The sequence below is a fragment of the Buchnera aphidicola (Hyadaphis tataricae) genome (assembly GCF_005081445.1).
Classification (GTDB): domain Bacteria; phylum Pseudomonadota; class Gammaproteobacteria; order Enterobacterales; family Enterobacteriaceae; genus Buchnera; species Buchnera aphidicola_AE.
Genome location: NZ_CP034873.1, coordinates 430,507 through 456,678 on the forward strand (window position 1 = coordinate 430,507; position 26,172 = coordinate 456,678).

Annotated in this window: 26 protein-coding genes and 5 tRNA genes; 15 read left to right on the forward strand and 16 right to left on the reverse strand. The window is 26.7% G+C overall.

Annotated features, from left to right (window positions below):
* Window positions 1-19: 19 nt before the first annotated feature.
* Complete coding sequence (gene trmD, locus D9V69_RS01975; protein WP_158356657.1) at window positions 20-778, forward strand: tRNA (guanosine(37)-N1)-methyltransferase TrmD; 759 nt, start codon at window positions 20-22, stop codon at window positions 776-778.
* A 33-nt stretch (window positions 779-811) separates the two neighbouring features.
* Window positions 812-1,159, forward strand: coding sequence for a 50S ribosomal protein L19 (gene rplS / locus D9V69_RS01980; RefSeq protein ID WP_158356658.1), 348 nt, complete (start codon window positions 812-814; stop codon window positions 1,157-1,159).
* A gap of 82 nt (window positions 1,160-1,241) precedes the next feature.
* Here the strand turns inward: rplS and tldD are convergent, their stop codons facing one another.
* Entirely contained in the window at window positions 1,242-2,693 is a 1,452-nt protein-coding gene (gene tldD / locus D9V69_RS01985) for a metalloprotease TldD (protein WP_158356659.1), read from the reverse strand.
* Window positions 2,694-2,818: 125 nt separating this feature from the next.
* Between tldD and aroQ the strand changes: the two genes are divergently transcribed.
* Complete coding sequence (aroQ, locus tag D9V69_RS01990; RefSeq protein ID WP_158356660.1) at window positions 2,819-3,280, forward strand: type II 3-dehydroquinate dehydratase; 462 nt, start codon at window positions 2,819-2,821, stop codon at window positions 3,278-3,280.
* Between the two features lie 93 nt (window positions 3,281-3,373).
* On the opposite strand, the gene fis is transcribed toward aroQ, so the two are convergent.
* Together fis and rluD are read right to left on the reverse strand one after the other, a co-directional pair.
* Window positions 3,374-3,670, reverse strand: coding sequence for a DNA-binding transcriptional regulator Fis (fis, locus tag D9V69_RS01995; protein WP_158356661.1), 297 nt, complete (start codon window positions 3,668-3,670; stop codon window positions 3,374-3,376).
* 93 nt (window positions 3,671-3,763) lie between these two features.
* On the reverse strand, window positions 3,764-4,720 hold the full coding sequence (rluD, locus tag D9V69_RS02000; RefSeq protein WP_158356662.1) for a 23S rRNA pseudouridine(1911/1915/1917) synthase RluD: 957 nt from the start codon (window positions 4,718-4,720) through the stop codon (window positions 3,764-3,766).
* Window positions 4,721-4,864: 144 nt separating this feature from the next.
* Between rluD and D9V69_RS02005 the strand changes: the two genes are divergently transcribed.
* The 6 genes from D9V69_RS02005 (at window position 4,865) to gshA (ending at window position 10,639) form a co-directional block, all read left to right on the forward strand.
* The gene (locus D9V69_RS02005) at window positions 4,865-5,596 is read left to right on the forward strand and encodes an outer membrane protein assembly factor BamD (protein ID WP_158356663.1); all 732 of its coding nucleotides are present in this window, start codon (window positions 4,865-4,867) and stop codon (window positions 5,594-5,596) included.
* Window positions 5,597-5,723: 127 nt separating this feature from the next.
* On the forward strand, window positions 5,724-8,363 hold the full coding sequence (alaS, locus tag D9V69_RS02010) for an alanine--tRNA ligase (RefSeq protein WP_158356664.1): 2,640 nt from the start codon (window positions 5,724-5,726) through the stop codon (window positions 8,361-8,363).
* 189 nt (window positions 8,364-8,552) lie between these two features.
* Window positions 8,553-8,738, forward strand: a complete 186-nt coding sequence (csrA, locus tag D9V69_RS02015; protein WP_158356665.1) for a carbon storage regulator CsrA — start codon at window positions 8,553-8,555, stop codon at window positions 8,736-8,738.
* 140 nt (window positions 8,739-8,878) lie between these two features.
* Window positions 8,879-8,971, forward strand: a tRNA-Ser gene (locus D9V69_RS02020).
* A 20-nt stretch (window positions 8,972-8,991) separates the two neighbouring features.
* A tRNA-Arg gene (locus tag D9V69_RS02025) sits at window positions 8,992-9,065 on the forward strand.
* A 62-nt stretch (window positions 9,066-9,127) separates the two neighbouring features.
* Entirely contained in the window at window positions 9,128-10,639 is a 1,512-nt protein-coding gene (gshA, locus tag D9V69_RS02030) for a glutamate--cysteine ligase (RefSeq protein WP_158356666.1), read from the forward strand.
* Between the two features lie 75 nt (window positions 10,640-10,714).
* Here gshA and metK read toward each other — a convergent pair whose 3' ends face one another.
* Window positions 10,715-11,854 carry a methionine adenosyltransferase gene (gene metK, locus D9V69_RS02035; protein WP_158356667.1) on the reverse strand — a complete coding sequence of 380 codons (1,140 nt, stop codon included), beginning with the start codon at window positions 11,852-11,854 and terminating at the stop codon, window positions 10,715-10,717.
* Between the two features lie 315 nt (window positions 11,855-12,169).
* On the opposite strand from metK, the gene D9V69_RS02040 reads away from it, so the two are divergent.
* Together D9V69_RS02040 and D9V69_RS02045 are read left to right on the forward strand one after the other, a co-directional pair.
* Window positions 12,170-12,820: an endonuclease gene (locus tag D9V69_RS02040; protein WP_158356668.1), complete on the forward strand. Its 651-nt coding sequence runs from the start codon at window positions 12,170-12,172 to the stop codon at window positions 12,818-12,820.
* A complete protein-coding gene (locus D9V69_RS02045) occupies window positions 12,789-13,577 on the forward strand; it encodes a 16S rRNA (uracil(1498)-N(3))-methyltransferase (protein WP_158356669.1) in 789 nt (262 codons plus the stop codon). The genes D9V69_RS02040 and D9V69_RS02045 overlap by 32 nt, the downstream gene beginning before the upstream one ends.
* Window positions 13,578-13,621: 44 nt before the next feature.
* On the opposite strand, the gene D9V69_RS02050 is transcribed toward D9V69_RS02045, so the two are convergent.
* The 5 genes from D9V69_RS02050 to D9V69_RS02070 form a co-directional block, all read right to left on the reverse strand.
* The gene (locus D9V69_RS02050; protein WP_158356670.1) at window positions 13,622-14,209 is read right to left on the reverse strand and encodes a 5-formyltetrahydrofolate cyclo-ligase; all 588 of its coding nucleotides are present in this window, start codon (window positions 14,207-14,209) and stop codon (window positions 13,622-13,624) included.
* Window positions 14,210-14,216: 7 nt separating this feature from the next.
* Window positions 14,217-14,882 (reverse strand): ribose-5-phosphate isomerase RpiA, encoded by a 666-nt coding sequence (rpiA, locus tag D9V69_RS02055; protein ID WP_158356671.1) that lies wholly within the window; start codon window positions 14,880-14,882, stop codon window positions 14,217-14,219.
* 133 nt (window positions 14,883-15,015) lie between these two features.
* Window positions 15,016-15,087 (reverse strand) — tRNA-Gln (locus D9V69_RS02060).
* Window positions 15,088-15,115: 28 nt separating this feature from the next.
* Window positions 15,116-15,197 (reverse strand) — tRNA-Leu (locus D9V69_RS02065).
* Between the two features lie 8 nt (window positions 15,198-15,205).
* Window positions 15,206-15,279: transfer RNA gene (locus tag D9V69_RS02070), tRNA-Met, on the reverse strand.
* A gap of 104 nt (window positions 15,280-15,383) precedes the next feature.
* Between D9V69_RS02070 and glnS the strand changes: the two genes are divergently transcribed.
* The 4 genes from glnS to queE all read left to right on the forward strand — a co-directional run bounded on the left by glnS (window position 15,384) and on the right by queE (window position 21,095).
* Entirely contained in the window at window positions 15,384-17,075 is a 1,692-nt protein-coding gene (gene glnS, locus D9V69_RS02075) for a glutamine--tRNA ligase (RefSeq protein ID WP_158356672.1), read from the forward strand.
* Window positions 17,076-17,348: 273 nt separating this feature from the next.
* Window positions 17,349-18,983: a CTP synthase gene (locus D9V69_RS02080; protein ID WP_158356673.1), complete on the forward strand. Its 1,635-nt coding sequence runs from the start codon at window positions 17,349-17,351 to the stop codon at window positions 18,981-18,983.
* A 34-nt stretch (window positions 18,984-19,017) separates the two neighbouring features.
* Window positions 19,018-20,304 carry a phosphopyruvate hydratase gene (gene eno, locus D9V69_RS02085; protein ID WP_158356674.1) on the forward strand — a complete coding sequence of 429 codons (1,287 nt, stop codon included), beginning with the start codon at window positions 19,018-19,020 and terminating at the stop codon, window positions 20,302-20,304.
* A gap of 131 nt (window positions 20,305-20,435) precedes the next feature.
* Window positions 20,436-21,095 (forward strand): 7-carboxy-7-deazaguanine synthase QueE, encoded by a 660-nt coding sequence (gene queE, locus D9V69_RS02090; protein WP_158356675.1) that lies wholly within the window; start codon window positions 20,436-20,438, stop codon window positions 21,093-21,095.
* Window positions 21,096-21,108: 13 nt separating this feature from the next.
* On the opposite strand, the gene queD is transcribed toward queE, so the two are convergent.
* From queD to cysN, 7 genes are all read right to left on the reverse strand, one after another.
* Window positions 21,109-21,489 carry a 6-carboxytetrahydropterin synthase QueD gene (gene queD / locus D9V69_RS02095; RefSeq protein WP_158356676.1) on the reverse strand — a complete coding sequence of 127 codons (381 nt, stop codon included), beginning with the start codon at window positions 21,487-21,489 and terminating at the stop codon, window positions 21,109-21,111.
* A 55-nt stretch (window positions 21,490-21,544) separates the two neighbouring features.
* Window positions 21,545-22,498, reverse strand: a complete 954-nt coding sequence (locus tag D9V69_RS02100) for a peptidoglycan DD-metalloendopeptidase family protein (RefSeq protein WP_158356677.1) — start codon at window positions 22,496-22,498, stop codon at window positions 21,545-21,547.
* Window positions 22,499-22,546: 48 nt separating this feature from the next.
* A complete protein-coding gene (gene ispF / locus D9V69_RS02105) occupies window positions 22,547-23,044 on the reverse strand; it encodes a 2-C-methyl-D-erythritol 2,4-cyclodiphosphate synthase (RefSeq protein WP_158356678.1) in 498 nt (165 codons plus the stop codon).
* 18 nt (window positions 23,045-23,062) lie between these two features.
* On the reverse strand, window positions 23,063-23,770 hold the full coding sequence (gene ispD / locus D9V69_RS02110) for a 2-C-methyl-D-erythritol 4-phosphate cytidylyltransferase (RefSeq protein ID WP_158356679.1): 708 nt from the start codon (window positions 23,768-23,770) through the stop codon (window positions 23,063-23,065).
* 162 nt (window positions 23,771-23,932) lie between these two features.
* Window positions 23,933-24,067: a hypothetical protein gene (locus D9V69_RS03135; protein ID WP_261979618.1), complete on the reverse strand. Its 135-nt coding sequence runs from the start codon at window positions 24,065-24,067 to the stop codon at window positions 23,933-23,935.
* A gap of 44 nt (window positions 24,068-24,111) precedes the next feature.
* The gene (gene cysC, locus D9V69_RS02115) at window positions 24,112-24,735 is read right to left on the reverse strand and encodes an adenylyl-sulfate kinase (protein ID WP_158356680.1); all 624 of its coding nucleotides are present in this window, start codon (window positions 24,733-24,735) and stop codon (window positions 24,112-24,114) included.
* A 1-nt stretch (window position 24,736) separates the two neighbouring features.
* Window positions 24,737-26,158 (reverse strand): sulfate adenylyltransferase subunit CysN, encoded by a 1,422-nt coding sequence (gene cysN, locus D9V69_RS02120; protein WP_158356681.1) that lies wholly within the window; start codon window positions 26,156-26,158, stop codon window positions 24,737-24,739.
* Between the last annotated feature and the right edge of the window lie 14 nt (window positions 26,159-26,172).

Sequence of the window (26,172 nt, forward strand, 5' to 3'; positions counted from 1 at the left end):
CTACATTCATATATCATAAATGAAAACACAATATGATCATACTTTAATATGGTTTAAAATCATTACAATTTTTCCTGAAATGTTTAATGCCCTAATTAATTACGGCGTCACTAAAAAAGCAATTAAGAGTAATATTATTCATCTTGATTTAATTAACCCAAGAAATTTTTCTAAAAATAAATATAAATCTGTTGATGATCGTCCTTATGGAGGAGGACCAGGAATGTTAATGACTGTAGAACCTTTATACTTAGCGATTCAATACGCTAAATCTTTATTAAAAAATGCTACAGTAATTTATTTATCTCCTCAAGGAAAAATTTTTAAACAAAAACATATACCTAAATTCATTAAGAAAAAAAAAATTATTTTTCTTTGTGGTAGATATGAAGGGATAGATCAAAGACTTATGGATCATGAAATAAATGAAGAATGGTCGATTGGAGATTATATACTTACTGGAGGCGAACTGGCTGCTATGACAATGATAGATTCTATTTCTAGATTAATTCCAGGTGTAATTAAAAAAAAAGAGTCGATAAAAGAAGAAACTTTTTCTAATCATCTATTTGATTATCCAAATTATACTAGACCTAGAACAATATACAACATGTCTGTTCCTAAAATATTATTGTCTGGAGATCACAATAAAATTCGACTTTGGCGTTTAAAACAATCACTCGTTAAAACATGGATGAAACGACCAGATCTGTTAAAAAATACATTAACAAAAGAAGAAAAAAATCTATTAGATGAGTTTAAAAAAAACAAGAGTTAACTATTGATATCTTTAACATGAACGAGAGCACATATGAAAAATATAATTCATATAATAGAACAAAAACAATTAAAAAAAAATATACCTATTATTAATCCTGGAGATACTATTGAAGTAAAAGTATGGGTTATTGAAGGATCTAAAAAACGTTTGCAATCTTTTGAAGGTATTGTGATTGCAATGAAAAATCGTGGCTTAAACTCTTCCGTTACCGTAAGAAAAATTTCAAATGGAGAAGGAATCGAACGTGTTTTTCAAATACATTCCAAAGCTATTAATGAGATTTTCATAAAAAGAAAAGGATTAGTAAGAAAAGCTAAATTATACTATTTAAGAACTAGAACGGGTAAAGCTGCACGCATTCGAGAAAAATTAAATTAATCTGTTTGAAATAAACTTTGCATGCAGTCATGACTACATTCTTGACTGCATTTTTACATAAAAAAAACATGTTTTTAATGAATCAAGCAGTACCGCCTACAGTTAATCTATCTAATTTAATAGATGGTAGTCCGATTCCCACTGGTACATTTTGACCATCTTTACCACACATTCCCATGCCGTCATCCATTTTTAAATCATTTCCAATCATTGATATATTTTGCATGACTTCTAAACCAGATCCGATTAATGTTGTATTTTTGATTGGTTTTGAAATTCTTCCTTTTTCAATTAAATAAGCTTCTGATGTAGAAAAAACAAATTTTCCTGAAGTAATATCTACCTGTCCTCCTGAAAAATTTACAGCATATATTCCATAATCAACACTATTGATTATATCTTCTATTTTAGATGTTCCAGATAACATATAAGTATTGGTCATACGAGGTATAGGTAGACACGAATAAGATTCACGACGAGCATTACCAGTAGATTCGACATTCATTAAACGTGCATTAAGCTTATCTTGCATGTACTTTTTAAGTATTCCATCTTGAATGAGGATATTGCGCTGTCCGGGAGTACCCTCATCATCGATAGTTAATGATCCACGTTGACCATAAAGAGTACCATCATCAATAATTGTGCATAATTCAGATGAAACTTTTTTCCCAATCATATTGGTAAAGATTGAAGTTTTTTTTCTATTAAAATCACCCTCTAAACCATGACCAATAGCTTCGTGCAATAATACTCCAGGCCAACCACAACCTAAAACTACTGGAAAAGTTCCTGATGGTGCATTTTTTGAAGATAAATTAAGAAGCGCTATACGAACTGCTTCTTTAGACCAATAATCAATTCTAATTTCTTTAGTAACATCATCTTTGTTAAAGAAAAAACTATAATCAACTCGACTACTACCTCCGCTTCTACCAGATTCGATTTTTCCATGATCTTCAACTACAACACTAATCGAAAAATATACTAATGGTCTGATATCAGCAGCTAAAACACCATCAGTAGATACTATTAAAACTTGTTCATATGAACCGGTTAAATTAGCATTGACCTCTATAACGCGATCATCACAACTTCGCGCAATATGATCAGCTCTATATAGTAATTCATTTTTTTCTCTTGTAGACAGCATATTTAATGGATTACTGCGATCATAACAAGATTTAACATTTTTCTTAAACAATTTCTTTGGTTTATTTTCTCCCTTTAAAAAAATTGCGCTACTTGCCATTTTTGCGCTATGTCTCAAGGATTCTAAAGATATTTGATCTGCATATGAAAAACCTGTAGTTTCTCCATTAATAGCTCTAACTCCAATGCCTTGATCTGAATGATAATTGCCTTCTTTGATTATTCTATTTTCTAAAGACCAAGATTCATGAAGATGAGATTGAAAATAAAAATCTCCATAATCTATTTTGCGTTTGCAAAGCTCTTCTAAAGAAATAAACAAATCTTGATTATTAATTTTATTTAAAGTTAATAAAGATTCAGTAACTAATTCTAATGTCATTTAAACTCACTTAATTTATAATGGTCTTGTAAAAAATCATTATAAAATATAAAATAAAAAAATAAAAAGTATTTTCAAAAATATATATTCTGAAAAATAAAAAATTTTTAATAAAAGGTTGTACTATGAAAAAAAATATAAATGTTTTATTAATTAACGGACCTAATTTAAATCTTCTAGGAACACGAGAAAATGAAATTTATGGACATATCACTTTAACTGATTTATTAAAAAAATTAGAAAAACAAGCTAAAAAATTAAATATTATACTGCATCATATACAATCTAATGCAGAAAATGTTTTAATTGATAATATTCATTCTGCAAAAAATAGCATTGATTATATTATTATTAATGCCGCAGCGTTTACACATACTAGCATTGCTATTAGAGATGCATTAATTGCTGTTGATATACCTTTTATTGAAGTACATATTTCTAATATTTATGCTAGAGAAGATTTTCGTTCTCATTCTTGGTTATCAAATATTTCTAAAGGTGTCATCTGTGGACTGGGTCTTGATGGTTATTCTTTTGCTTTGCAAGCTATTTTTAATAGAGCAATTAAAAAAAATAAACCAAGTTAAATATAGAAAATTTTTAATAACAAGTATATAACACATTCAAGTATATAACATATTATCAAATTATATAGAAAAAATTTCAAAAAAAGAACATAATTAATTCATACCATATTTTTTTAACTTTTTTCTTAAAGTACTACGATTTATCCCCATAATGCTGGAGGCACGAGTTTGATTTCCTCTTGTATGTTGCATAATCATATCTAATAATGGTTGTTCTAATTCTGCTAATGCTAATGCATATAAATTATTTAAACATTCATGTTTGCAATTTAGTAAATAATACCTTAAAGATTTTTTGATTAATTCACGCAAAGGTCTTTTTGCAATTTGATCTTGAGAATTTTTATTAGGTACAATCAAACATGCTGATTTCGTTTTTTTTTCTAACATTCTTTTATCTACTCTGAATATTTTGTAAAATTCCAATAAGAAAAGATAATATGTTTTATTAAAAAGAAATACAATAAATAAAAAAACAAGTTGTTATATTTTTGACAAACATAACAAAAGATTTTTTATATCTTTAGGAAGAGGTATAGTCCAAGATATAAGATTTCTAGTTATAGGATGACGAAAAGATATATAACCTGCATGCAATGCTTGACGGGGAAATTTTATTACTTGAGATATATAATTGCATGGTTTATGATTAACAAACTGTGAAAAACGATTGAGACCACCATATAGTGAATCACCAATTAATGGGTGACCAATATGCAGCATATGCACACGAATTTGATGTGTTCTTCCAGTGTCTAAACGTATCTGGATATGTGTATGGAATTTAAAACGATGAATAATTTTATAATGTGTAACTGATCTTTTTCCCAAATTATGAACCATCATGCAGGTTCGTTTATAAAGATGACGCTGAATAGGTGCATCAATAGTACCTCCTGAGATCATATTTCCTTTAACAATACCTTGATATTCTCTACAAATATTTCTTTTCTTCAATAATGCAACTAAATAATTATAAGAAAACATGGTTTTCGCGACAACCATTAGTCCACTGGTATTTTTGTCTAAACGATGCACAATACCTGATCTTGGCAAATTTTTTATATCCTTATAACGATATAATAAAGCATTTAAAAGTGTTCCAGTATTATTACCAGATCCTGGATGCACAACGAAACCAGCAGGTTTATTAATTACTAATATTTCATTATCTTCATAAACAATATCTAAATCAATATTTTCAGGAAGATTTTGTGTTGCGATCGTGAAATATGGATAAATAGAAATGATTTCACCTCCTAATATTGTTTTATCAGGTCGATTTACAATATCGGAATCGATTACAACTTTATTTTTCAGAATTAATTTTTTTAAATAAGAACGAGAATATTCTGAAAACATCTTAGACAAGACTTGATCTAACCTTTTTCCTGACAAAGATAAACAGGAGACAACCGCCGTTAATGCTTCTTGTTTCAAGAATATAATCCTTATTAAGAAATATACAGTTTTGTTGATTTAATAAAATAATTTTTAACGTTTACAAGAAATAATTTCTATAATACTATCAAATATAAATATATTTAATAAAAATGTTTATCAATTCAACTCGAACCAATCCTAATGAAAAAAAAATACAAAATTATATCGATTTTTGTAATCATATGTTTTAATTTAATGGTTTATTGTCAAGCTGTAAATCAAAAAATTTTTGTAATCAAAAATGTACTTTATGCGTATTCAATAAAAAAATTAAAAGAAAAAAAATTTGATGATGCCATAAGTATGCTAGAAAAAATTAAAAATCACATGGATAATGTAGACCAGGATAAAATTTTAATTCATTTAATTTATGCTTATTATAAAAATTTAAATTTATATATGGCTCAAAAAACTGCGCAAGAATTTATTATGCTTTATCCTAATCACAAAAATAAAGATTATGTGATATACCTTCAATCTTTAATTAGTTGGGCTATGGATCAAAATAGATTTTTTAATATTTTACCTATAAAATATCATACAAGTAATCCTATTCATGCCATTCATGCGTTGTCTCAATTAAAAGAGTTAATCTATTATTATCCTAATAGTTCATATGTTGTCAATGCCAAAAAACAGATTATATGTATACAACATCGTTTGTCAGAATATGATTTTCAAATTTTACAATTTTATTTTTCATTAAAAGAACACGTAGCCGTAATCAATCGAGGAATAGAAATCATTCAAAAATATCCAGACACACCAGTTGCAAAAAAAACACTATTGTACATGCAAAAATCTTATACAGCTTTAAAGATTTTTGACGCTGCTAAAAAGATATCAAAAATACTGTTACTAAATAATGTATAAATTGAGAAATAACAAAAATACAATATACTGATCGCTAATTTTTTATAAAAATAATTAGAAATATTTATAAGAATTTTAAAAAATATTCAATAATGAATTAATTTTTTCTTCAAATCAAAAAATAATTATGCATAAAAAAACCAATAAAATACGTCAAGATTTTCTAACATTTTTTAAAGAAAAAAACCATGTTATTCTTCCAAGTAGTTCTTTAATACCATATAACGATTCTACTTTATTATTTACTAACGCTGGTATGAATCAATTTAAAGAAATTTTTTTAGGTCAAAAAAATACACATCATCTTCGTGTTGCTACAGTTCAACGTTGTTTAAGAACTGGAGGAAAACATAATGATTTAGATAATGTAGGATATACTTCAAAACATCACACATTTTTTGAAATGCTTGGAAATTTTAGTTTCGGTGATTATTTTAAAAAAGAAGCAATAGAATATGCTTGGGAACTATTAACATCAGAAAAATGGTTTAATATACCGAAAAAAAAATTATGGATTTCAGTATATGAACAGGATTATGAGTCCTATGAAATATGGAAAAATATCATTCACATTAATCCTGAGAAAATTATAAAAATAGGTGATAAAGAAGGAATAAAATATAATTCAGATAATTTTTGGAAAATGGGAGACACTGGACCATGTGGACCATCTACAGAAATATTTTATGATTATGGAAATGAAAACGAAAATACTCAATCAAGTTTTATCGAGAACAAAAACAATCGTTTTGTTGAAATTTGGAATATTGTTTTTATATCATTCAATCGTATTTCAAAAAACAAAATTATTTCTCTTCCAAAAATATCTGTAGATACAGGTATGGGATTAGAAAGAATTGCTGCTGTTTTACAAAATGTTTCTTCTAATTATGATATCGATATCTTTCAAGTATTAATCAAACATATATCTACCTTTAGTACGACAAAATGTTCAAATCATATATCTTTAAAAATTATAGCAGATCATATTAGATCAGCTGTATATATGATTGCAGATGATGTTTTACCATCTAACGAGCATAGAGGTTATGTTTTAAGAAGAATCATCAGAAGAGCTTTAAGACATGGACAAAAAATCGGAATTAAAGAACATTTTTTCTATAAATTAGTATCCACTGTAATCAATACTATGCATGCAGATTTTCACATCTTACAAAACAAAAAGGAAACAATACAAAGTATATTAAAAAAAGAAGAAACACAATTCTCTGCAACATTAAAAAAAGGTTTAAAAATATTAGATTATGAAATAAAGAATACAAAAAATGATACACTTTCAGGAAAAACGATATTTTATCTTTATGATACCTTTGGATTTCCAGTTGATTTAACCAATGATATATGTCGCGAAAAAAACATCAAAATAGATTATCAAGGTTATAAAATATTAAAAGAAAAACAAAAAAAAAGATCTTTTGAAAACAATCAATTTTGTAAAAATTATAATAACGATATTGTTATAAACGATACTTGCTTGTTCAAAGGTTACAAAGAACACAAAACTAAATCTTTAGTAAAAAACATTGCCGCAAAAAACAAATTTGTTCAAGAAATTTCCAATAACGATCTGAGTATTATTTTTCTTAACATAACACCATTTTATAGTGAATCGGGTGGACAAATAAGCGATATAGGTAAATTATATAATAAAAACGCATGTTTTATAGTAGAAAATACGAAAAAATATGGCAATACAATAGGACACATTGGTAGATTAATTTTTGGGAAAATTAAAATTTACGATCGTTTATATAGTCAAATAGATCGAGAACATAGAAATGATATTCAATTAAACCATTCATCTACACATTTATTGCATGCAACATTAAGAGAAATTTTCGGATCTAATGTATATCAAAAGGGTTCTTTAGTCACAAATAAATATTTAAGATTTGATTTTTCTTACTCTAATTCTATAACAATAGCTCAAATTCAAAATATTGAAAACATTGTGAATGCAAAAATTAGAGATAATATTCCCATTGAAATTAAAGAATTAAGTTTGGAAGAAGCAAAAAAAAAGAAAGCAATGTGTTTATTTGATAACGCATACAGCTCAATTGTACGTGTTGTATTTATAAAAGATTTTTCTATAGAACTTTGCGGAGGAACGCATACAAAAAGAACTGGAGACATTGGTTTTTTTAAAATTATTTCACGATCTAGCGTATCATCTGGTATTAAAAGAATTGAGGCAATAACCGGACAAACAGCAATAAATTTTTTACATAAAAAAGAAAATGATATACACGATATATCAACACTATTAAATTGCGATATTGATTATATAAAAGAAAAAATTACTAAATTAATAAATACAACAAAACATTTAGAAACAAAAATAACGACGCTACAACATCAAGAGAACATATCTCAAATAAAAAATATGATGAAAAGAGTAATAGACATAAAAGGAGTAAAATTTTTATCAAAAATATTTTATAATTATGAACATAAATCCATGAGAATTATGTTAGATCAATTAAAAAAATTACTTAAAGTAACAATAGTGATTTTAATAAATATTATTAATCATCGTTTTACTATTATTGTTGGCGTTACAAAAAATTTAATTAACGATATCAATGCTAAAAAAATTATAGATAAATTCATGGAAAAAACTCTAGGAAAAGGAGGAGGTAAAAAAGATATTGCTGAAGGAGGAGGTAAAAATACAAAAAAAATACCTGAGATATTAAATGATATTGAAATATGGATTGGTGATCAATTAAAAAATAGTTGTTAGCTAAAACATGCATTATAAAATTAACGTATTTCAACTAAAAATATTTTTAAAAAATATCGATTTATTAACATGATTTAATACAAAAACATGTATTATAAAATTATCTTTTTATTAACTATTCAATCTATATTATTCATAACACCAGGAACTGGAAAGACCGAACTTCTTTTAATTTTTAAGGAGAAAAAAATGCTAATTCTAACTCGTCGAGTTGGCGAAACGTTAATAATTGGCGATGAAATAACTGTCACAGTACTAGGAGTTAAAGGTAACCAAGTTCGAATTGGTGTAAATGCCCCTAAAAAAGTTTCGGTACATCGTGAAGAAATATATCAACGCATTCAAGCTGAAAAACAGCAACAAAAAAATTGTTAATCAATGCTGCATCTTACTTACTTGTTTAGTAAGATGCAGTTTTAAAAAGTTGATTTTCTAATATTCGAAAAGCAAAATTTGTTTGACTTATATATAAAAAAAAGTAGAATACAAGTTCTATTAGTATTAATTTCGTTTTAGGTGAGATGGCCGAGAGGATGAAGGCGCTCCCCTGCTAAGGGAGTATGTAAAAAAATTTTGCATCGAGGGTTCGAATCCCTCTCTCACCGCCAGTATTAATTTTATAAACATTGCATCCGTAGCTCAGTTGGATAGAGTACTCGGCTACGAACCGAGCGGTCGGAGGTTCGAATCCTTCCGGATGCAAAAAATAATACTAAAAAAATAAAATATACAAAAAAATAAGATTTTTAAATCAGGAGAAAACATTGATACCAGATATCTCAGAAAAACTTTCCTGTTTGAAAAAAAATCCAAAAATACTAAAAGGAATTTTTCGAGGAATTGAACGTGAAGCGTTAAGAACTCAAAAAAATGGAATATTTTCTGAAAACAAACATCCTTATAACATAGGATCAGCTTTAACCCATCGATGGATTACTACTGATTTTGCAGAAAATTTATTAGAATTTATTACACCGACCAGTAACAGTATAGACTATTTATTATCTTTTTTAAAAAATCTCCATTCTTTTGTAGCATCAAAAACACCACATGAAAGAATATGGCCATTTAGTATACCATACTCTTATAATGCCGATACTAATATTAAAATTGCTCAATATGGTCTTTCTAAAATTGGAAAAATCAAGACTACGTACCGAATAGGTTTAAAAAAAAGATATGGAGATCTAGAAAACACCATTTCAGGTGTGCATTATAATTTTTCATTACCTATTACTTTTTGGAAATGTTGGAATGAAAAAAAATATGTAACATCTATTTCATCAGGATATTTTAATTTAATCAGAAATTATTATCAATTTGGTTGGATTATTCCATATTTATTCGGAGCCTCTCCAGCTATATCAAAACATCTTTTTCGAGATAAACATCAAATATATAACTTTAAAAAACCAAAAGAAAACATATTGTACCTGCCATGGTCTACTTCATTAAGACTAAGTAACATTGAATGCATTCATAAAAAAATTATAGATTTGAATATTATGTTTAACGATTTGAATTCATATGTTAGATCATTAAACAATGCTATAACAACTCCATCAAAAAAATTTGTCAATATCGGTTTAAAAGATGCTAACGGAAATCTTCAGCAATTAAATACTAATTTTTTGCAAATGGAAAGTGAACTATATACACAAATCAGACCTAAAATACGAACATATAATAATGAATCTTTTACTGAAGCTCTTCAAAAAAGAGGCGTGGAATATGTAGAAATACGTTCTTTAGATATTAATCCTTTTTCTTCTATTGGTATTAACAAAACTCAAATATTATTTTTAGATTTATTTTTAATTTGGTGTGCTTTAATTGATTCACCGCCAATGAATAAAAATAAGTTTTTATTGATTATTCAAAATTGGAAAAAAATTATTTTTGAAGGAAGAAAGCCCAATCAAAAAATATATATTACTAATCCAAGTAAAGCCAACACATTAGAAGAGATAGTGAAAATTATATTTAATGATTTAAAAAAAATTGCATGGATTCTTGATGATAACGAAAAGAACTTTTTATATCAAAAAACATGTGAAAAAATGATTTTATTTTTTAAAAATCCTGAGTTAACCTATTCTGCAAAATGTTTAAAACTTTTTCTTGAAGATGGAGCAATGAATACCGCACTATATTTATCTAATCAATATCATAAAAACTTTATTGAAACCTGTAGTCACAATATACATAAAAATATGTTAGAACAAGAAGTCATTAACTCTCATAAAAAACAAAAAGAAATAGAAGGACAAGAATGAGTTCTTTTTAAATCAGAACTTTTATAAAAAATTAATGATTGTTTTCAGTATAAAAAATATTTTTGACAAAAAATTTTATTTCAAAAGTTCTTTTACTTTATCAATTTTTTCCCATGGAAACTCGTTTCGTCCAAAATGGCCGTAAACAGCTGTATTAAGATAAATAGGTCTTAAAAGATCAAGCATTTTAATTAATCCATAAGGACGTAAATCAAAAATATCACGGATCAAAGAAATTAAAGATTTATTGCTTATTTTGCCTGTACCAAAAGTATCTACCATAATAGAAATTGGTTCAGCTATACCAATAGCATAAGATAATTGAATTTCACAACGATCGGATAAACCAGCCGCTACAATATTTTTAGCAACATATCTCGCAGCGTATGCTGCAGATCTATCTACTTTAGAAGGATCTTTTCCCGAGAACGCACCTCCGCCATGTCTCGACATGCCACCATAAGTGTCTACAATAATTTTTCGTCCAGTTAATCCGCAATCGGCTACAGGTCCACCTATAACAAATCTACCTGTAGGATTGATAAAAAATTTAGTATGTTTTGTTAACCATTTTTTAGGAAGAACTGGTTTAATAATTTCATACATAATAGCTTCTTTTAAAGTATTTTGAGTAACATTTTCTTTATGTTGCGTAGAAAACACAACAGTGTCTATACCTATTATCTTCCCCTTTTGATATTTGAATGTTACCTGGCTTTTAGCATCTGGTCTTAACCAAGATAAAACTTTATTTTTTCTTAATTCAGATTGCTTTTTCATTAAAAGATGAGCATAGGTAATTGGCGCAGGCATTAATACTTCAGTTTCATTTGTAGCATAACCAAAAATAATTCCTTGATCACCGGCACCCTGTTCTAAAGGATTAAATCGGTCTACTCCTTGATTAATATCCGGTGATTGCTTTCCTATAGTACTTAAAACCGCGCAAGAATCTGCATTAAATCCTGTATCAGAATCAGTATAACCGATATTCTTAATCGTATTACGAGTTATTTCTTCTACATCAACCCATGCTTTTGTAGTAATTTCTCCGCCAATTAAAACCATACCTGTTTTGACATATGTTTCACAAGCTACACGAGATTTGTTATCCTGTTTAAGTATTTCATCAAGTAATGCGTCAGAAATTTGATCAGCAATTTTATCTGGATGACCCTCAGATACTGATTCAGATGTAAAAAAATATTCAGTCATTTTTAACGTCCTTATATTGATTAGTGATATATTTTATTATTTTTAAAATATTAAAGGTTTTAATAATATAAAAAATTTAAAATATAGTTTTTATATTCAAAACCATTTTTATAAAATTTTAACTTAATATTTGTTCTTTATAAAATAAAGTATATTATATATATTGATTAATAAAAAAAATAATAAATATTTTTTCATTGATAAAAGATTTATTAATCAAACATTTAATATAAAATCATTCAAAATACAAAATATGATAAAAAAATTGTTTATTTTAATTAGTATGTTTTTTTTTTATTTTTTAATACGCAAAATATTTTTAAAAAACATAGCAGAAAAAATTTCTATCAAACAAAACTCATAGCAATAAAAATTCATGCCAAGACACCAGGTTCATTTTATTGTGGGTGTAAAATTATTTGGAAACAAAAAAAAGGCATTCCTATTTTATCATCTTGCGGATATAAAATTCGCAAGAATTATAATCGAGCAACAAGAATTGAATGGGAACATGTAGTACCAGCTTGGCAATTTGGACATAATAAAAAATGTTGGAAACAAGGAGGTCGTAAAAAATGCATGAAAGATAAAATGTACACCTATATTGAATCAGACCTTCATAATATACAACCCGCTATTGGCGAAATCAACGGTGATCGTTCTAATTTTATGTATAGTGAACTAAATAATTCAATCTCAAAATATGGACAATGTCAAGTAAAAATTGATTTTAAAAAGAAATTAATTGAACCACCTAAAAGAGCTCGAGGCCCAATAGCTAGAACTTATTTTTATATGCATCAAAAATACAATATTGTTTTATCCAAGAATCAAAAAAGATTATTTGAAATATGGGATAGGACTTTTCCAGTAACATTCTGGGAGTGTAAAAGAGAACAATTAATATTTTCAGTCCAAGGAAATCACAATTATTATGTGTATAAAAAATGCTTTAATTCAAAATAGTAATTATAATAATCTAAATAATCTTCCACGTATTTATATGCAAGAAAATTTGATAATTAGTCAATATTATTATCTATCAAAAAATAATACACACTACCTAAAAAAAGTTTTAAGAATGCAAAATAAACATATAATAGAAATATTCAATAATACTAATTATGTTTTTTTTGCTCAAATAATAAATTTTTTTAAAGCAACTATGACAGTTCAAATTGTTGAAAAAAAAGAAAAAAATATTGAATCCTTAATTAATATTCATTTGGGACAAGTGATGACAAAATATGACAAAATTGACTTTATTATTCAAAAATCAGTTGAAATGGGTATCACAACGATTACACCGTTGTTTTCTGAATATTGTAATATTCAGAAAAAGTTTTTTAATGTGAAACATAAAATAGAAAGATGGAAGAAAATTATCATTTCTTCGTGTCAACAATGTCATAGGAACATTATTCCTAACATTAACCATCCTAAAGATATTTTTTCTTGGTGTCAAGAAAATGAAAAAAATGAAACAAAAATTGTTTTTGATCCAACATCTGATTTAAACATTTGTCATTTTAAAAAACCAAAAAAAAATTTTAGAATAATCATTGGTTCAGAAGGGGGTTTTTCAAAGTATGAAATGGAAAAAATTATTGAATACGGTTTCATTCCTATAAGATTAGGTTCAAGAATTTTAAGAACAGAAACAGCAACCTTAGCTGCTATTACAGTATTGCAAACTAAATTTGGCGATTTTGCAACATTTTAGTATTAAATATATATATTCATCTAAAAACTATAATATTTCAAAAATTAAAAAGTCCATATTTTTTTTGGTGTTAAAACAACCGGTAACGATACATCCCATTTTTCTTTAGGTATTTTTAATACAAACTGAAAATCATAAGCCAAACCAATGGGAAAATACTTTTTTTTCATCGTCCAATTTCTTAAAAGTATGTCATAAAAACCACCACCCATTCCTAATCTAAGACCAGTTTGATCAAAAGCTACTAAAGGAACAATAATGATATCTAATTGATTAATCGAAATATAATTGTTATTATTTAAAATAGGTTCAAATATGTTATATTTGTTACGTTGTAATAGAGAAGAATTTTTAAATTCAACAAATAATAACTCTTTTCTTGTAAAAGAATGTACTACCGGAACAAAGATTTTTCTTTTATGCAGTAGCAAGTTATATATTAATGGATAAGTATTTATTTCTCCATCAAATGGCAAAAATATAGCGATATGTTCAGCTCTATTAAAAAAAATAAAATTATCAGCTATTTTAGCAATTTTAATAGATTGTTTTTGTTGTTCCAGGATACTTAATGAATTACGAATTTTTCGAATATGTGCACGAAGATGATTTTTAAAAATTTTTAGCGCCATAATATTGTTATTTATTTTTTTTCATTGTAGTTACTCCATTTTTTGTGCCAACTAAAGCAATATCAGCACATCGTGAAGCAAATAAACCAACTGTCACTACACCGGGTAGTGCATTAAAAGTATGTTCCATCTGTATAGGATTTTCTATATTTAAATTATATGCATCAAGAATAACATTACCATTATCTGTAATGGTATTGTTTCGATATTTTGGCTTTCCCCCAAGTTTAACTATTTCTTTAGATATATAAGACAAAGCGGTAGGAATAATTTCTATAGGTAATGGAAATTTTCCAAGAACACTTACAATTTTTGAATTATCTACAATACAAATAAATTTTTTAGCGATCGCTGCAATAATTTTTTCTCTAGTTAAAGCGGCTCCGCCGCCTTTAATCATTTGCATCTGATGATTTATTTCATCAGCACTATCAATATAAATCGTAAGAGAATGAAAATTTTTTAAGTCAAAAACTGGTATGCCTTGTTTTTTGAGTAATAAAGTAGAGGTATTTGAACTAGAGACAGCTCCACATATTTTATGTTTTATATTTTTTAAAGCTTCAATAAAATAAAAAATCGTAGTACCCGTTCCTACACCAATGATAGATCCAGGACGAATATAATGCAATGCAGCAAATGCCGCTTTTTTTTTAAATTGATTTAAGGTCATGATATAAAAAATGATTTGATTTTTTAATAAACTACCAAATAATAAATGTTAAATTTATTTATTTTAAATAATATTAAATGATATTTTAAAAAAATATATGTGATACAGGTTTCAAAAAAATTGTCAAGATGTTCTGGGGTACCTGGATTCGAACCAGGGATGCCGGTATCAAAAACCGGTGCCTTAACCTCTTGGCTATACCCCATTATGATCATGAAAAACACGTAAAAATATACGGGAGGCGAGATTTGAACTCGCAAACCTTTCGGCGCCAGAACCTAAATCTGGTGCGTCTACCAATTTCGCCACTCCCGCTAAAATTTTGGCTATGACGGGATTTGAACCCATGACCCCAGCGTTATGAGTGCTGTGCTCTAACCAACTGAGCTACATAGCCTATAAAAATTAAATACATAACAATTAATCTACTTTATAATATATTAGTTTAATAATCAACAAAAATATTTCTATGAATTTTTTCATAGATCAAAAGATAAAAAAATGAATACTAAAATAAAAAAATATCAAAATAACTTTATTGCTCAAATTATCAATAAAGATTTTAATCAAAATAAACATTTATCTTTTCATACTCGTTTTCCACCTGAGCCAAACGGTTATCTTCATATTGGTCATGCTAAGTCAATATGTTTAAATTTTGAATTATCAAAATTATATCAAGGTAAATGCAATTTGAGATTCGATGACACAAACCCATTAAAAGAAAATGTGCAATATATTCAGGCTATTCAAGACGATATTCATTGGTTAGGTTATAAATATGATAATATTTGTTACACTTCTGAGTATTTTTCACAATTATATCAATATGCAAAAGAACTTATCAAAAAAGGTCTTGCTTATGTAGATCACTTAACAAAAGAAGAAATACGTGAATATAGAGGTAGTTTAACGAAACCTGGAAAAAACAGCCCCTATAGAAATAGAACCATAGAAGAAAATATAACCTTATTTAAAAAAATGAAAAAGGGTGAATTTTCTGAAGGAGAAGTCTGTTTACGAGCAAAAATTGATATGAAATCTGCTTCTGTTATTATGCGAGATCCAGTTATATATAGAATTATTTTTGCTGAACATCATCAAACTAAAAATAAATGGTGTATATACCCTATGTATGATTTCGCTCATTGTATATCGGATGCAATTGAAGAAATTACTCATTCATTATGTACATTAGAGTTTCAAGAAAACAAGTTACTATATAACTGGATTTTGAAAAATATCAATATAAAAACGCATCCTAAACAATATGAATTTTCGAGATTAAATTTAGAATTTTGTATTTTATCTAAAAGAAAACTATCAATATTAATTAAAAAAAACATTATAACAGGATGGGATGATCCCCGTATACCAACAATATCTGGTTTGAGAAGAAAAGGTTATACACCTGATGCTATTAAAAAATTTTGTAAAAAAATAGGCGTTACCAAACAAAATCATTTAATAGAATTTTCAATGCTAGAACATTGCATCCGAAAAGAACTTAATAAAACAGCTGTTCGTACAATGGCTGTACTAGAGCCAATAAAAGTATTTTTATATAATTTAGATCATGATCATAAGGAAATATTTGTAGTCCCTAATCATCCTAATAATCCAGACTTAGGAAGTCATGAAATTGTTTTTACTAATATAATATATATTGATCGAAATGATTTTAAAGAGCAGCATAACAAAAAATATAAACGATTAACATTAGGAAAAGAAGTACGTTTAAGGCATGCTTATGTAATCAATGCAGAAAAAATAGAAAAAGATAGAGAAGGTAATATTACAAAAATAATATGTTATTGTGATCTCAATACTTTAGGAAAAAAAACAAAAAATAACACCAACCCTTCGGTGATCCACTGGATTTCAGAAAAAAATGCATTTCCAGCAGAATTTAGATTATATGATCAGTTATTCAAAATTCAAAATCCAGAAAAAGAAGTAAATTTTTTATCATATATCAATTCAAAATCAAAAATTATAAAAAATGGTTTTATTGAAAAGAAGATTGGGCAAAATATTCAAGAAACAATCGAACGAAAAGAAAAGCGAATATTTTTTCAATTTGAAAGAATTGGTTATTTTTGTATAGATGAGATAGAGTCTAAAAAAAGACAATTAATCTTTAATCGTACTGTTAGCTTACGAGAACTATGGAATCCTAAAAATATGAATTGAATAAATATAATATAACTAAAAACATATCAATATAGAATGAACAGGATTGCATTTTTATAAAAATCAACAGTTCTTGAAATTAAATATAAAATAAATTAGTAATAAAATTGATTTATTTTAGTAATTGCAACAACATAATCATGTTGTACATATAAACATTATTAATGCATACCTATATTTTATAATTCAATATCATAATAAAATATTTCAAGTTAAAAAATTATGATTTTTAATTAAACACTCATTTATCTTAACTAATATTTTATATTTAGAATGACTAAAAATTATATTTTTATCACTGGTGGAGTTGTTTCATCCTTAGGAAAAGGTATTGCAGCAGCTTCTTTAGGCGCAATATTAAAAGCAAGAAAAATCAGATTAACAATAATTAAACTCGATCCATATATTAATGTAGATCCTGGTACCATGAGTCCTATTCAACATGGAGAAGTATTTGTTACTGAAGATGGTGCTGAAACAGATTTAGATTTAGGCCATTATGAAAGATTTATTAACACGAAAATGACGTATCTAAATAACTTTACTACTGGTAGTATTTACTCACAAGTATTAAAAAAAGAAAGAAGAGGTGATTACTTAGGAGCGACTATTCAAGTAATACCTCATATTACTAATGCCATCAAAGAAAGAATTACTTTATGCGCCAAACATAGCAATATGATTATTGTAGAAATAGGTGGTACTGTTGGAGATATTGAATCACTACCATTTTTAGAAGCAATTAGACAAATGGCAGTAGATATAGGACGAAAAAATGTTATATATATTCATCTAACATTAGTACCATATATTGCAACTGCAGGTGAAATCAAAACTAAACCAACTCAGCACTCAGTGAAAGAGTTGCTCTCAATAGGAATACAACCAGATATTTTAATTTGTCGGTCTGAAAAAATAATTCCTATTAATGAAAGAAATAAAATTGCGTTATTTTGCAATGTGCCAGTGAATGCTGTAATTTCTTTAAAAGATGTTGATTCCATATATAAAATACCACAACTCTTAAAAAATCAAAAACTAGATGATTATATTTGCAAATATTTTAAATTACACGCACCTGAAGCAAATTTAAAAGAATGGGAAAAAGTCATTTATGCAGAACAGAACTCTAATAAAACGATTACTATTGGTATTATTGGAAAATATATAGATTTACCGGATGCATATAAATCAGTGATAGAAGCACTTAAACATGCAGGTTTAAAAAATAAAATAAAAGTTAATATAAAATTAATTAATTCTCAAGAAATTGAGGATAAAGAAAATAAAATACTAAAACATCTCGATGGAATTTTAATACCTGGAGGTTTCGGAGATCGGGGTATTATAGGAAAATTATTATCTATACAATATGCCAGAGAAAATAACGTTCCATATTTTGGAATTTGTTTAGGAATGCAAATAGCTATTATAGAATTTGCACAAAACGTTGTAGGCATAAAAGAGGCAAACTCAACAGAATTTGATCCATACTGTAAATATCCAATTATTGACTTAATAAAAGATATCAATAAAAATAAAAAACAGGGTTATTCTAAAGAAATAGAAGATAATGTTAATCTAGGAGGTACAATGCGATTAGGCAGTCAATCTTGCAAATTGAGTCTTAATAGCTTATCTTATAAACTATATAACAAAAAAATTATCACAGAAAGACATAGACATAGGTATGAAGTAAATAGTACTTTATTAAAAAAAATAGAAATAGCTGGATTAAAAGTTGCAGGACGTTCTCAAAACAATAACATTGTAGAAATCATAGAAATCTCTAATCATCCTTGGTTTTTAGGATGTCAATTTCATCCAGAATTCACTTCGACACCACGTGACGGACACCCATTATTTATAGATTTTATAAAGTCAGCAGAAAAATACAAAAAAAATTAATCAAAAACGTTTTTTTTAAATATTAGGGTGAAAAATGTCTAAAATTATCAACATTATAGCACGTGAAATAATAGATTCTCGAGGAAATCCTACTGTAGAATCAGAAGTACATTTAGAAGGCGGGTTTGTTGGTTTAGCATCATCTCCTTCTGGAGCTTCTACAGGAGCTTTAGAAGCTATTGAATTAAGAGATGGTAATAAAAAAAGATTTTTTGGTATGGGAGTAATGAAAGCAGTTTCATTGATTAATGATAAAATATCAAAATCATTAAAAAATAAAAATGCTAAAGATCAAAAATATATTGACAATATCATGATTGATTTAGATGGTACTATAAATAAATCTAGATTAGGAGCCAATGCTATTTTATCTGTTTCATTAGCAGTAGCAAAAGCTGCTGCTCTATCGAAGGGTATACCTTTATATAAACATATTGCAGAGATTAATAATACTCCAGATATCTTTTCTATGCCGATGCCAATGATTAATATTATCAACGGTGGCAAACATGCGAATAATAACATCGATATCCAAGAATTTATGATTCAACCAATTGGAGCAAAAAATATTAAAGAAGCTATCCGTATGGGATCAGAAATTTTTCATGCTCTAGGATCTGTATTGAAATCAAGAAAAATGAGTACAACAGTAGGAGATGAAGGAGGATATGCGCCTAATTTGAGTGCAAATGAAGAGGCTTTTGATATTATTCAAGACGCTATATATAAAACTGAATACAAATTAGGAGAAGATGTTAAATTTGCTATAGATTGCGCTGCGTCTGAATTATATAACAAAAAGGATAAAATATATCAATTAAAAGGAGAGCATAAAAACTTTTCCTCAAAAGAATTTACTCATTATTTAGAAAAATTATCTAATAAATATCCTATTGTATCTATTGAAGATGGACAAGATGAATCAGACTGGCAAGGATTTGCCTATCAAACAAAAATACTAGGCAAAAAAATTCAATTAGTAGGAGATGATTTATTCGTTACAAATACAAAAATTTTAAAAAAAGGAATTGACAACAATATTGCAAATGCAATTTTAATTAAGTTAAATCAAATTGGTACCTTGACAGAAACTCTAGACGCTATAAATATGGCAAAACAATATAACTATAATAATATAATCTCTCATCGATCCGGTGAAACAGAAGATGCATATATAGCTGATTTATCTGTAGGGACATCAGCAGGACAAATCAAAACAGGATCTATGAGTAGATCTGATCGAACTGCAAAATATAATCAATTAATTAGAATTGAAGAAACTTTAGGAACAAATAATGCACCGTTTCAAAAATTGAAATAAATTTCAATTAATTTAATAATTATAAAAAAATATATTCAAAAAGAATCAGGTATTGTATTAATATACCTGTTTCTTTTTATAAAAAAACGAGTCAAAAATATATTTAAAAATAGGACAATTAACTGAAAAACATGCGTTATCCAATTAATGAAATGTTTCAAACAATACAAGGAGAGGGATACTATACTGGAATGCCATCGATTTTTATTCGATTACAAGGTTGTCCAGTACATTGCCATTGGTGCGATACCAAATACACATGGAATTGTATAAATGATAATCAAATATCTTATAAGGCATTAATTAATAAAAATATCTCTAACAAAACATGGAGTTATGTTAACATAAAAAACATTCTTGTAAATATTAAAAAACAAAAATGGCAAGCTAAACATATAGTTATTACCGGAGGAGAACCATGTATATATAATTTATCTTTTCTAATCAAAGATTTAGAACATCAAGGATTTACATGTCAAATAGAAACAAGTGGTACGCAATTAATTTATGCTTCTCCAAAAACGTGGGTAACTCTTTCACCTAAACTGCACAAGTTTCCATTATTATCTTCAATATTACGTGCCAATGAAATTAAATTTCCTGTATCAAAAAAACAAGATTTATTTTATTTAGATAAAATTTTATTCATGTTAAAACATAGAAAACCATGTCACATTTTTTTACAACCTATTAGTCAAAAGATAGATGCGCTAAATATTTGCATTGAAACATGTATCATAAAAAATTGGCGTCTATCTATACAAATGCATAAATATATTTCAATTAAATGATATTGTCACATTATTATGATTTGATTTTTTTTGAATCGTCTTGATATGTACATCCAGCTGTGCATGTTTCTTTAATTGTTACAGTGTATAAAGATGGTAAATGAGGTTTTAAATGTTTCCAAATCCATTTAACCAAAACTTCACTTGTAGGATTTTCTAAACCAGGTATATCATTTAAAAAATGGTGATCTAACTGATCATAAATAGGTTTAAATTTTAATTGAATATCAGCATAATCCATGATCCATCCAGTTTTTTGATCTACTTTGTCGCGTATTTCTAAACGCACCAAAAAAGAATGACCATGTAATCGTCTACATTTATGTTGTTTGGAAACATAGGGTAAATAATGAGCAGCTTCAAAATAAAAATCTTTAAATATTGTAGTTTTCATATTTTTATCAAAGATATACTTTTTAAATGGTTTAAAAATAATTACTTTTTCATATTTATTTTGGTAAAATATTTAATGGATTTATGGGTTCACCTTTGTAACGTAATTCAAAATAAATGTGGAACAAATGATTTTTACATAAACTCATTGTAGAAATTTGTTGTTGTGCAAACACTTTATCTTTTTCCTTGACTAAAACAAAACCATTACAACCATAAATACTAAGATAATGATTGTTATGTCGAATAATAATTAATTTACCATATTTTTCAAAAACATCAGTAATACATACTACTTCACCAGAAGACACTGCAAATATAGGTTCTTGTGTGAAACTAAAAATATTTTTTGATTTACGATTGTAAAAATGTTGAACATTTTTAATTTTTACAGGCCAAAACCAAATATTAGAAAAACGAAAACGATTATTTTTAAATAAAGGATTTGTTTTTTGTTTTTTTGGATTATTTAAAAAACATAATTTTTCTTTTTTTATATTATTTGAAAAATCTTTTTTTAAAAAATTTATAAAATCTGCGATATTTTTAAATAGCGTTCGACAACTAGATAAGTTATTGCTTTTACTTACGGTATTAACTAGACAGATATTTTGATTATTATCAATAAAAATATCACCTATCCAAATTTTTTGACCTACATAAATCTGATAAGGATATTTAATATGATTAAATTCAGATAATTTATGATAATTATGACCAGATATTTTTGATATTGAATAAAGCGTTTCTTTTTTTTTAACAACATAAAACATTTTAAATCTATTTTGAAACAAAATGCCAAAAAAACGATTATTCTTCATAACAAACTGTTCTTTTTTTTTAAAAAAAACTACATTAAAATTAAAATTGGTAAAACATTCATTTTTTTTTAAAAAAATAAACTTTTTTATATTATTTTTTTTGACAGAATAAGCAAAAGCAAAACTATAAAATAGAGTATATATCAATATAGCAAGAATCAATTTAAATATATTTTTTTTTACAGGCATTATATACTCTATTAAATCAAATAAATCAAAAAATGTTTTTAATGATTATTATGTTATAGAACAATTGTTTATAACTTTTTTTAATAACATAACAACAGCTTGACACGCTATACCTTCTTTCCGACCAATAGCGCTGATTTGTTTTGCAGTAGTTGATTTAATACTAATTTTATTTTCTTGAGTATTAAGATCTGATCCTAAGTTAGTTTTCATATAGGATATATAAGAAGACATTTTCGGAGATTCAGCTATAATAGTGATATCTATGTTACAAATAACATATTGCATAAGTTGGATTTTACTCCAAACATTTTTTAATAATACTCGACTGTCAATATCTTTATAAAGAATATTATCACTTGGGAAAAATGTACCAATGTCACCTATTGCCACTGCTCCCAATAAAGCATCAATTAATGCATGTATTAATAGATCTCCATTCGAATAAGCAATTAAACCTTTTTTATAAGGAATGGTTACACCACCAATAACTAAAGGTTTTATGCTTCCAAAAGAATGAATATCAAAACCATATCCAATACGCATGAATATTTCCTTTATAAATCAAATAACATGAAAACGTTTTAAATAAAACTCTGCAAGAGCAATATCTTCTGGATAAGTAATTTTTATATTACTCGCGCTGCCTAAAATTAAAACTGGGTAATATCCATAATATTCTAGTGCGGACGCTTCATCTGTGATATCAATTTTTTTTTTAATAATTTTATATAAACAATTTTTTAATATATGAATCTGAAATAATTGGGGTGTTAACGCATGCCACAAATTTGTTCTATTTATAGTACATAAAACTGTTTTATTTTTATCGCTGTATTTTATCGTATCAGAAACAGGTCGCGCTAAAACAGCACCTATCAGTTTTGTATGAACAACATCAATTAATTTTGATAAATCTTGGTATTTTAAACAAGGACGAACAGCATCATGTATTATCACCCAATTTGCATTAGTTTTGACACTTAACCCTGATAAGACTGAATTTATTCTCTTTTTTCCTCCTATCACAGAAGTGATACGAAGATGAGATGATATAGATAATTTATAAAAATAGTTGTCACTTTTATTCAAACTAACAATAATATGAGTTATTGCAGGATGTAATAGTAATGTTTTTAAGGTATATTCAAGAATTGTATAACCTTTAATTTTTATATATTGCTTTGGTATACTAGATTTCATTCTCGTACCCATTCCAGATGCAGGAACAATAGCAATAATTTTTGGTGGTACTTTATTATTTAAAATCATCTTATATCAAAATGTTGAATATTTTTAGTACGATCAAGATCAATATTAATGAGATTAATATGAATATTTGTGAATATTTAGATATGTTTTTTATTATTTATTTTTTTAATTACGTTCTTTAACTAATTAATATCTAAATAGATTATTTTAAAACAATTAAGATTAAAAATTATTTTGTTCATAAGAAACTACTTTTTTATACATTTTTATATAATCTATAATACCATTTTTTCCTAACCAAAAAGAACATTGAAAAAAAATTAACAATAATAAAAAAAAAATTTTTAATATTTTCATATAAGACTCAAAATAATCGATATCAATAAAGTATGATTGAATATCTATTCCATTGATTTAAACTTCGGTATAATATTTTTATTATATAACTTTTTTATTATTTTTTCTGCATTTTTTTTTAATGGTAAAGTACCATCTAAAATAAGATCAGGAGCTTCTGGAGTTTCATAGATTGATTGAACACCAGTAAAATCACGTATTTCTCCTGAATCGGCTTTTTTATATAGCCCTTTAGAATCTCTCTTTCTGCAAATACTAATTGGAGTATCAACAAATACTTCAAAACAATTATTTTTTCCTACAATATCAAAGATAAGTTGTCTGTGACATTTATATGGAGATATAACTGATGCCAAAACTAGTATACCAGAATCTAACATTATTTTGCTAACTTCTCCTAGACGTCTAATATTTTCTTGTCTATCAACCAAGCTAAAACTTAAATCAGAACACAAACCTAATCTGATATTATCTCCATCTAATAAATAAGTATTAACACCATGTTTAAATAACATAGCTTCTACAACATTAGCAATACTAGATTTACCAGATCCAGATAATCCTGTTAACCATACTAAAATAGATTTATGACCATTTTTATTTTCACGTTTTATACGTGTGATAGTGTTTTTCTGCCATATAATATTATTTCTAAAATTATCATGCATATTAATTGGAAACCTTTTTGATTGCTAATTTTGGAATGTTCCAATGTGGAAAATGTTGGGAAATGAAAGCGTGAAAATGTAATTCAAAATCATTTTTATCATTATAAAAAATAGTGTCTGTTTTTTCTAATGTTTTATTAATCATTCCTGCTCCAACCGTGATATTTGTTAATAAATCAATAAAAATTATATTGCCTGTAAAACGATTTTGATAGTAGTCATCAAATATCACAAAATCACTAAATATTACTTTTACTCTTCCAATATTATTAAAAGATAAAAAATGGCTTTTTGTTTTTTTTAATGTTTGAATATCTATTTTAAATAAAATGTCTTTAATGTATGCGCGTGTTTTTTTTCCTGATAGTTTAACATTATATGATTGTTCTATTGATAAAATATTATCTGTCATCCAAACAATATCAATAATAGCTTCTTGAGAAGCTGTTAAATTAGAATCACAATTGACGAAAAAATCACCTCTGTTAACATCTATATCATCTTCTAAAACAATAGTAATTGGTTCTCCTACTTCTGCAATTTTTAAATCTTTATTAAAGCTAACAATACGAGAAACATGAGAAATCTTATTAGAGGGTAATATTTTAATTGACTGTCCTGTTGTAATTGTACCCGATACTAACATTCCAGAATAACCGCGAAAATCTGAACTAGGACGATTAACATATTGTACTGGAAATCTTATTTCACGTGAATCTTCGTTTTTATTAATTATAATAGTTTCTAAAATATTTAACAATGTACATCCATCATACCAAGGCATAAGGTTTTTTTTAAAAACAATATTTTCTCCAATTAAAGCCGAAATAGGTACAAAAATAATTTTTAATTCTTTAGAAATTTTTTTGGCAAAATCTAAAAAACTTTTTTGAATATTTATAAAAACATCTTTTTTATATTCAACTAAATCCATCTTATTTATCGCCACGATAAAATGTTGAATACCTAATAAATGTGAAATGAAACTATGTCTATATGTTTGTTCTGATAATCCTTTTCTAGCATCAACTAATAAAATAGACAAATCACATGTAGATGCTCCTGTAATCATATTTGATGTATATTGTTCATGACCGGGTGTATCTACAATGATAAATTTTCTTTTATTAGTAGAAAAATAACGATAAGCTACATCAATTGTAATACCTTGTTCACGTTCTGATTCAAGTCCGTCAACGACTAATGCAAGATCTATTGCTTTTCCTTGAGTTCCATGAATTTTGCTATCATTTTTTAAAGAAAACAATTGATCTTCATAAATTTGCTGGGTGTCGTGTAACAATCTTCCAATTAAAGTGCTTTTGCCATCATCTACACTACCGCATGTTAAAAATTTTAGTAAAGTTTTTTTTTGATGTGTATTCAACCAGCTTTGAAAATGATTATTTGTATCTACGTTCATTTTTAATGTACCTT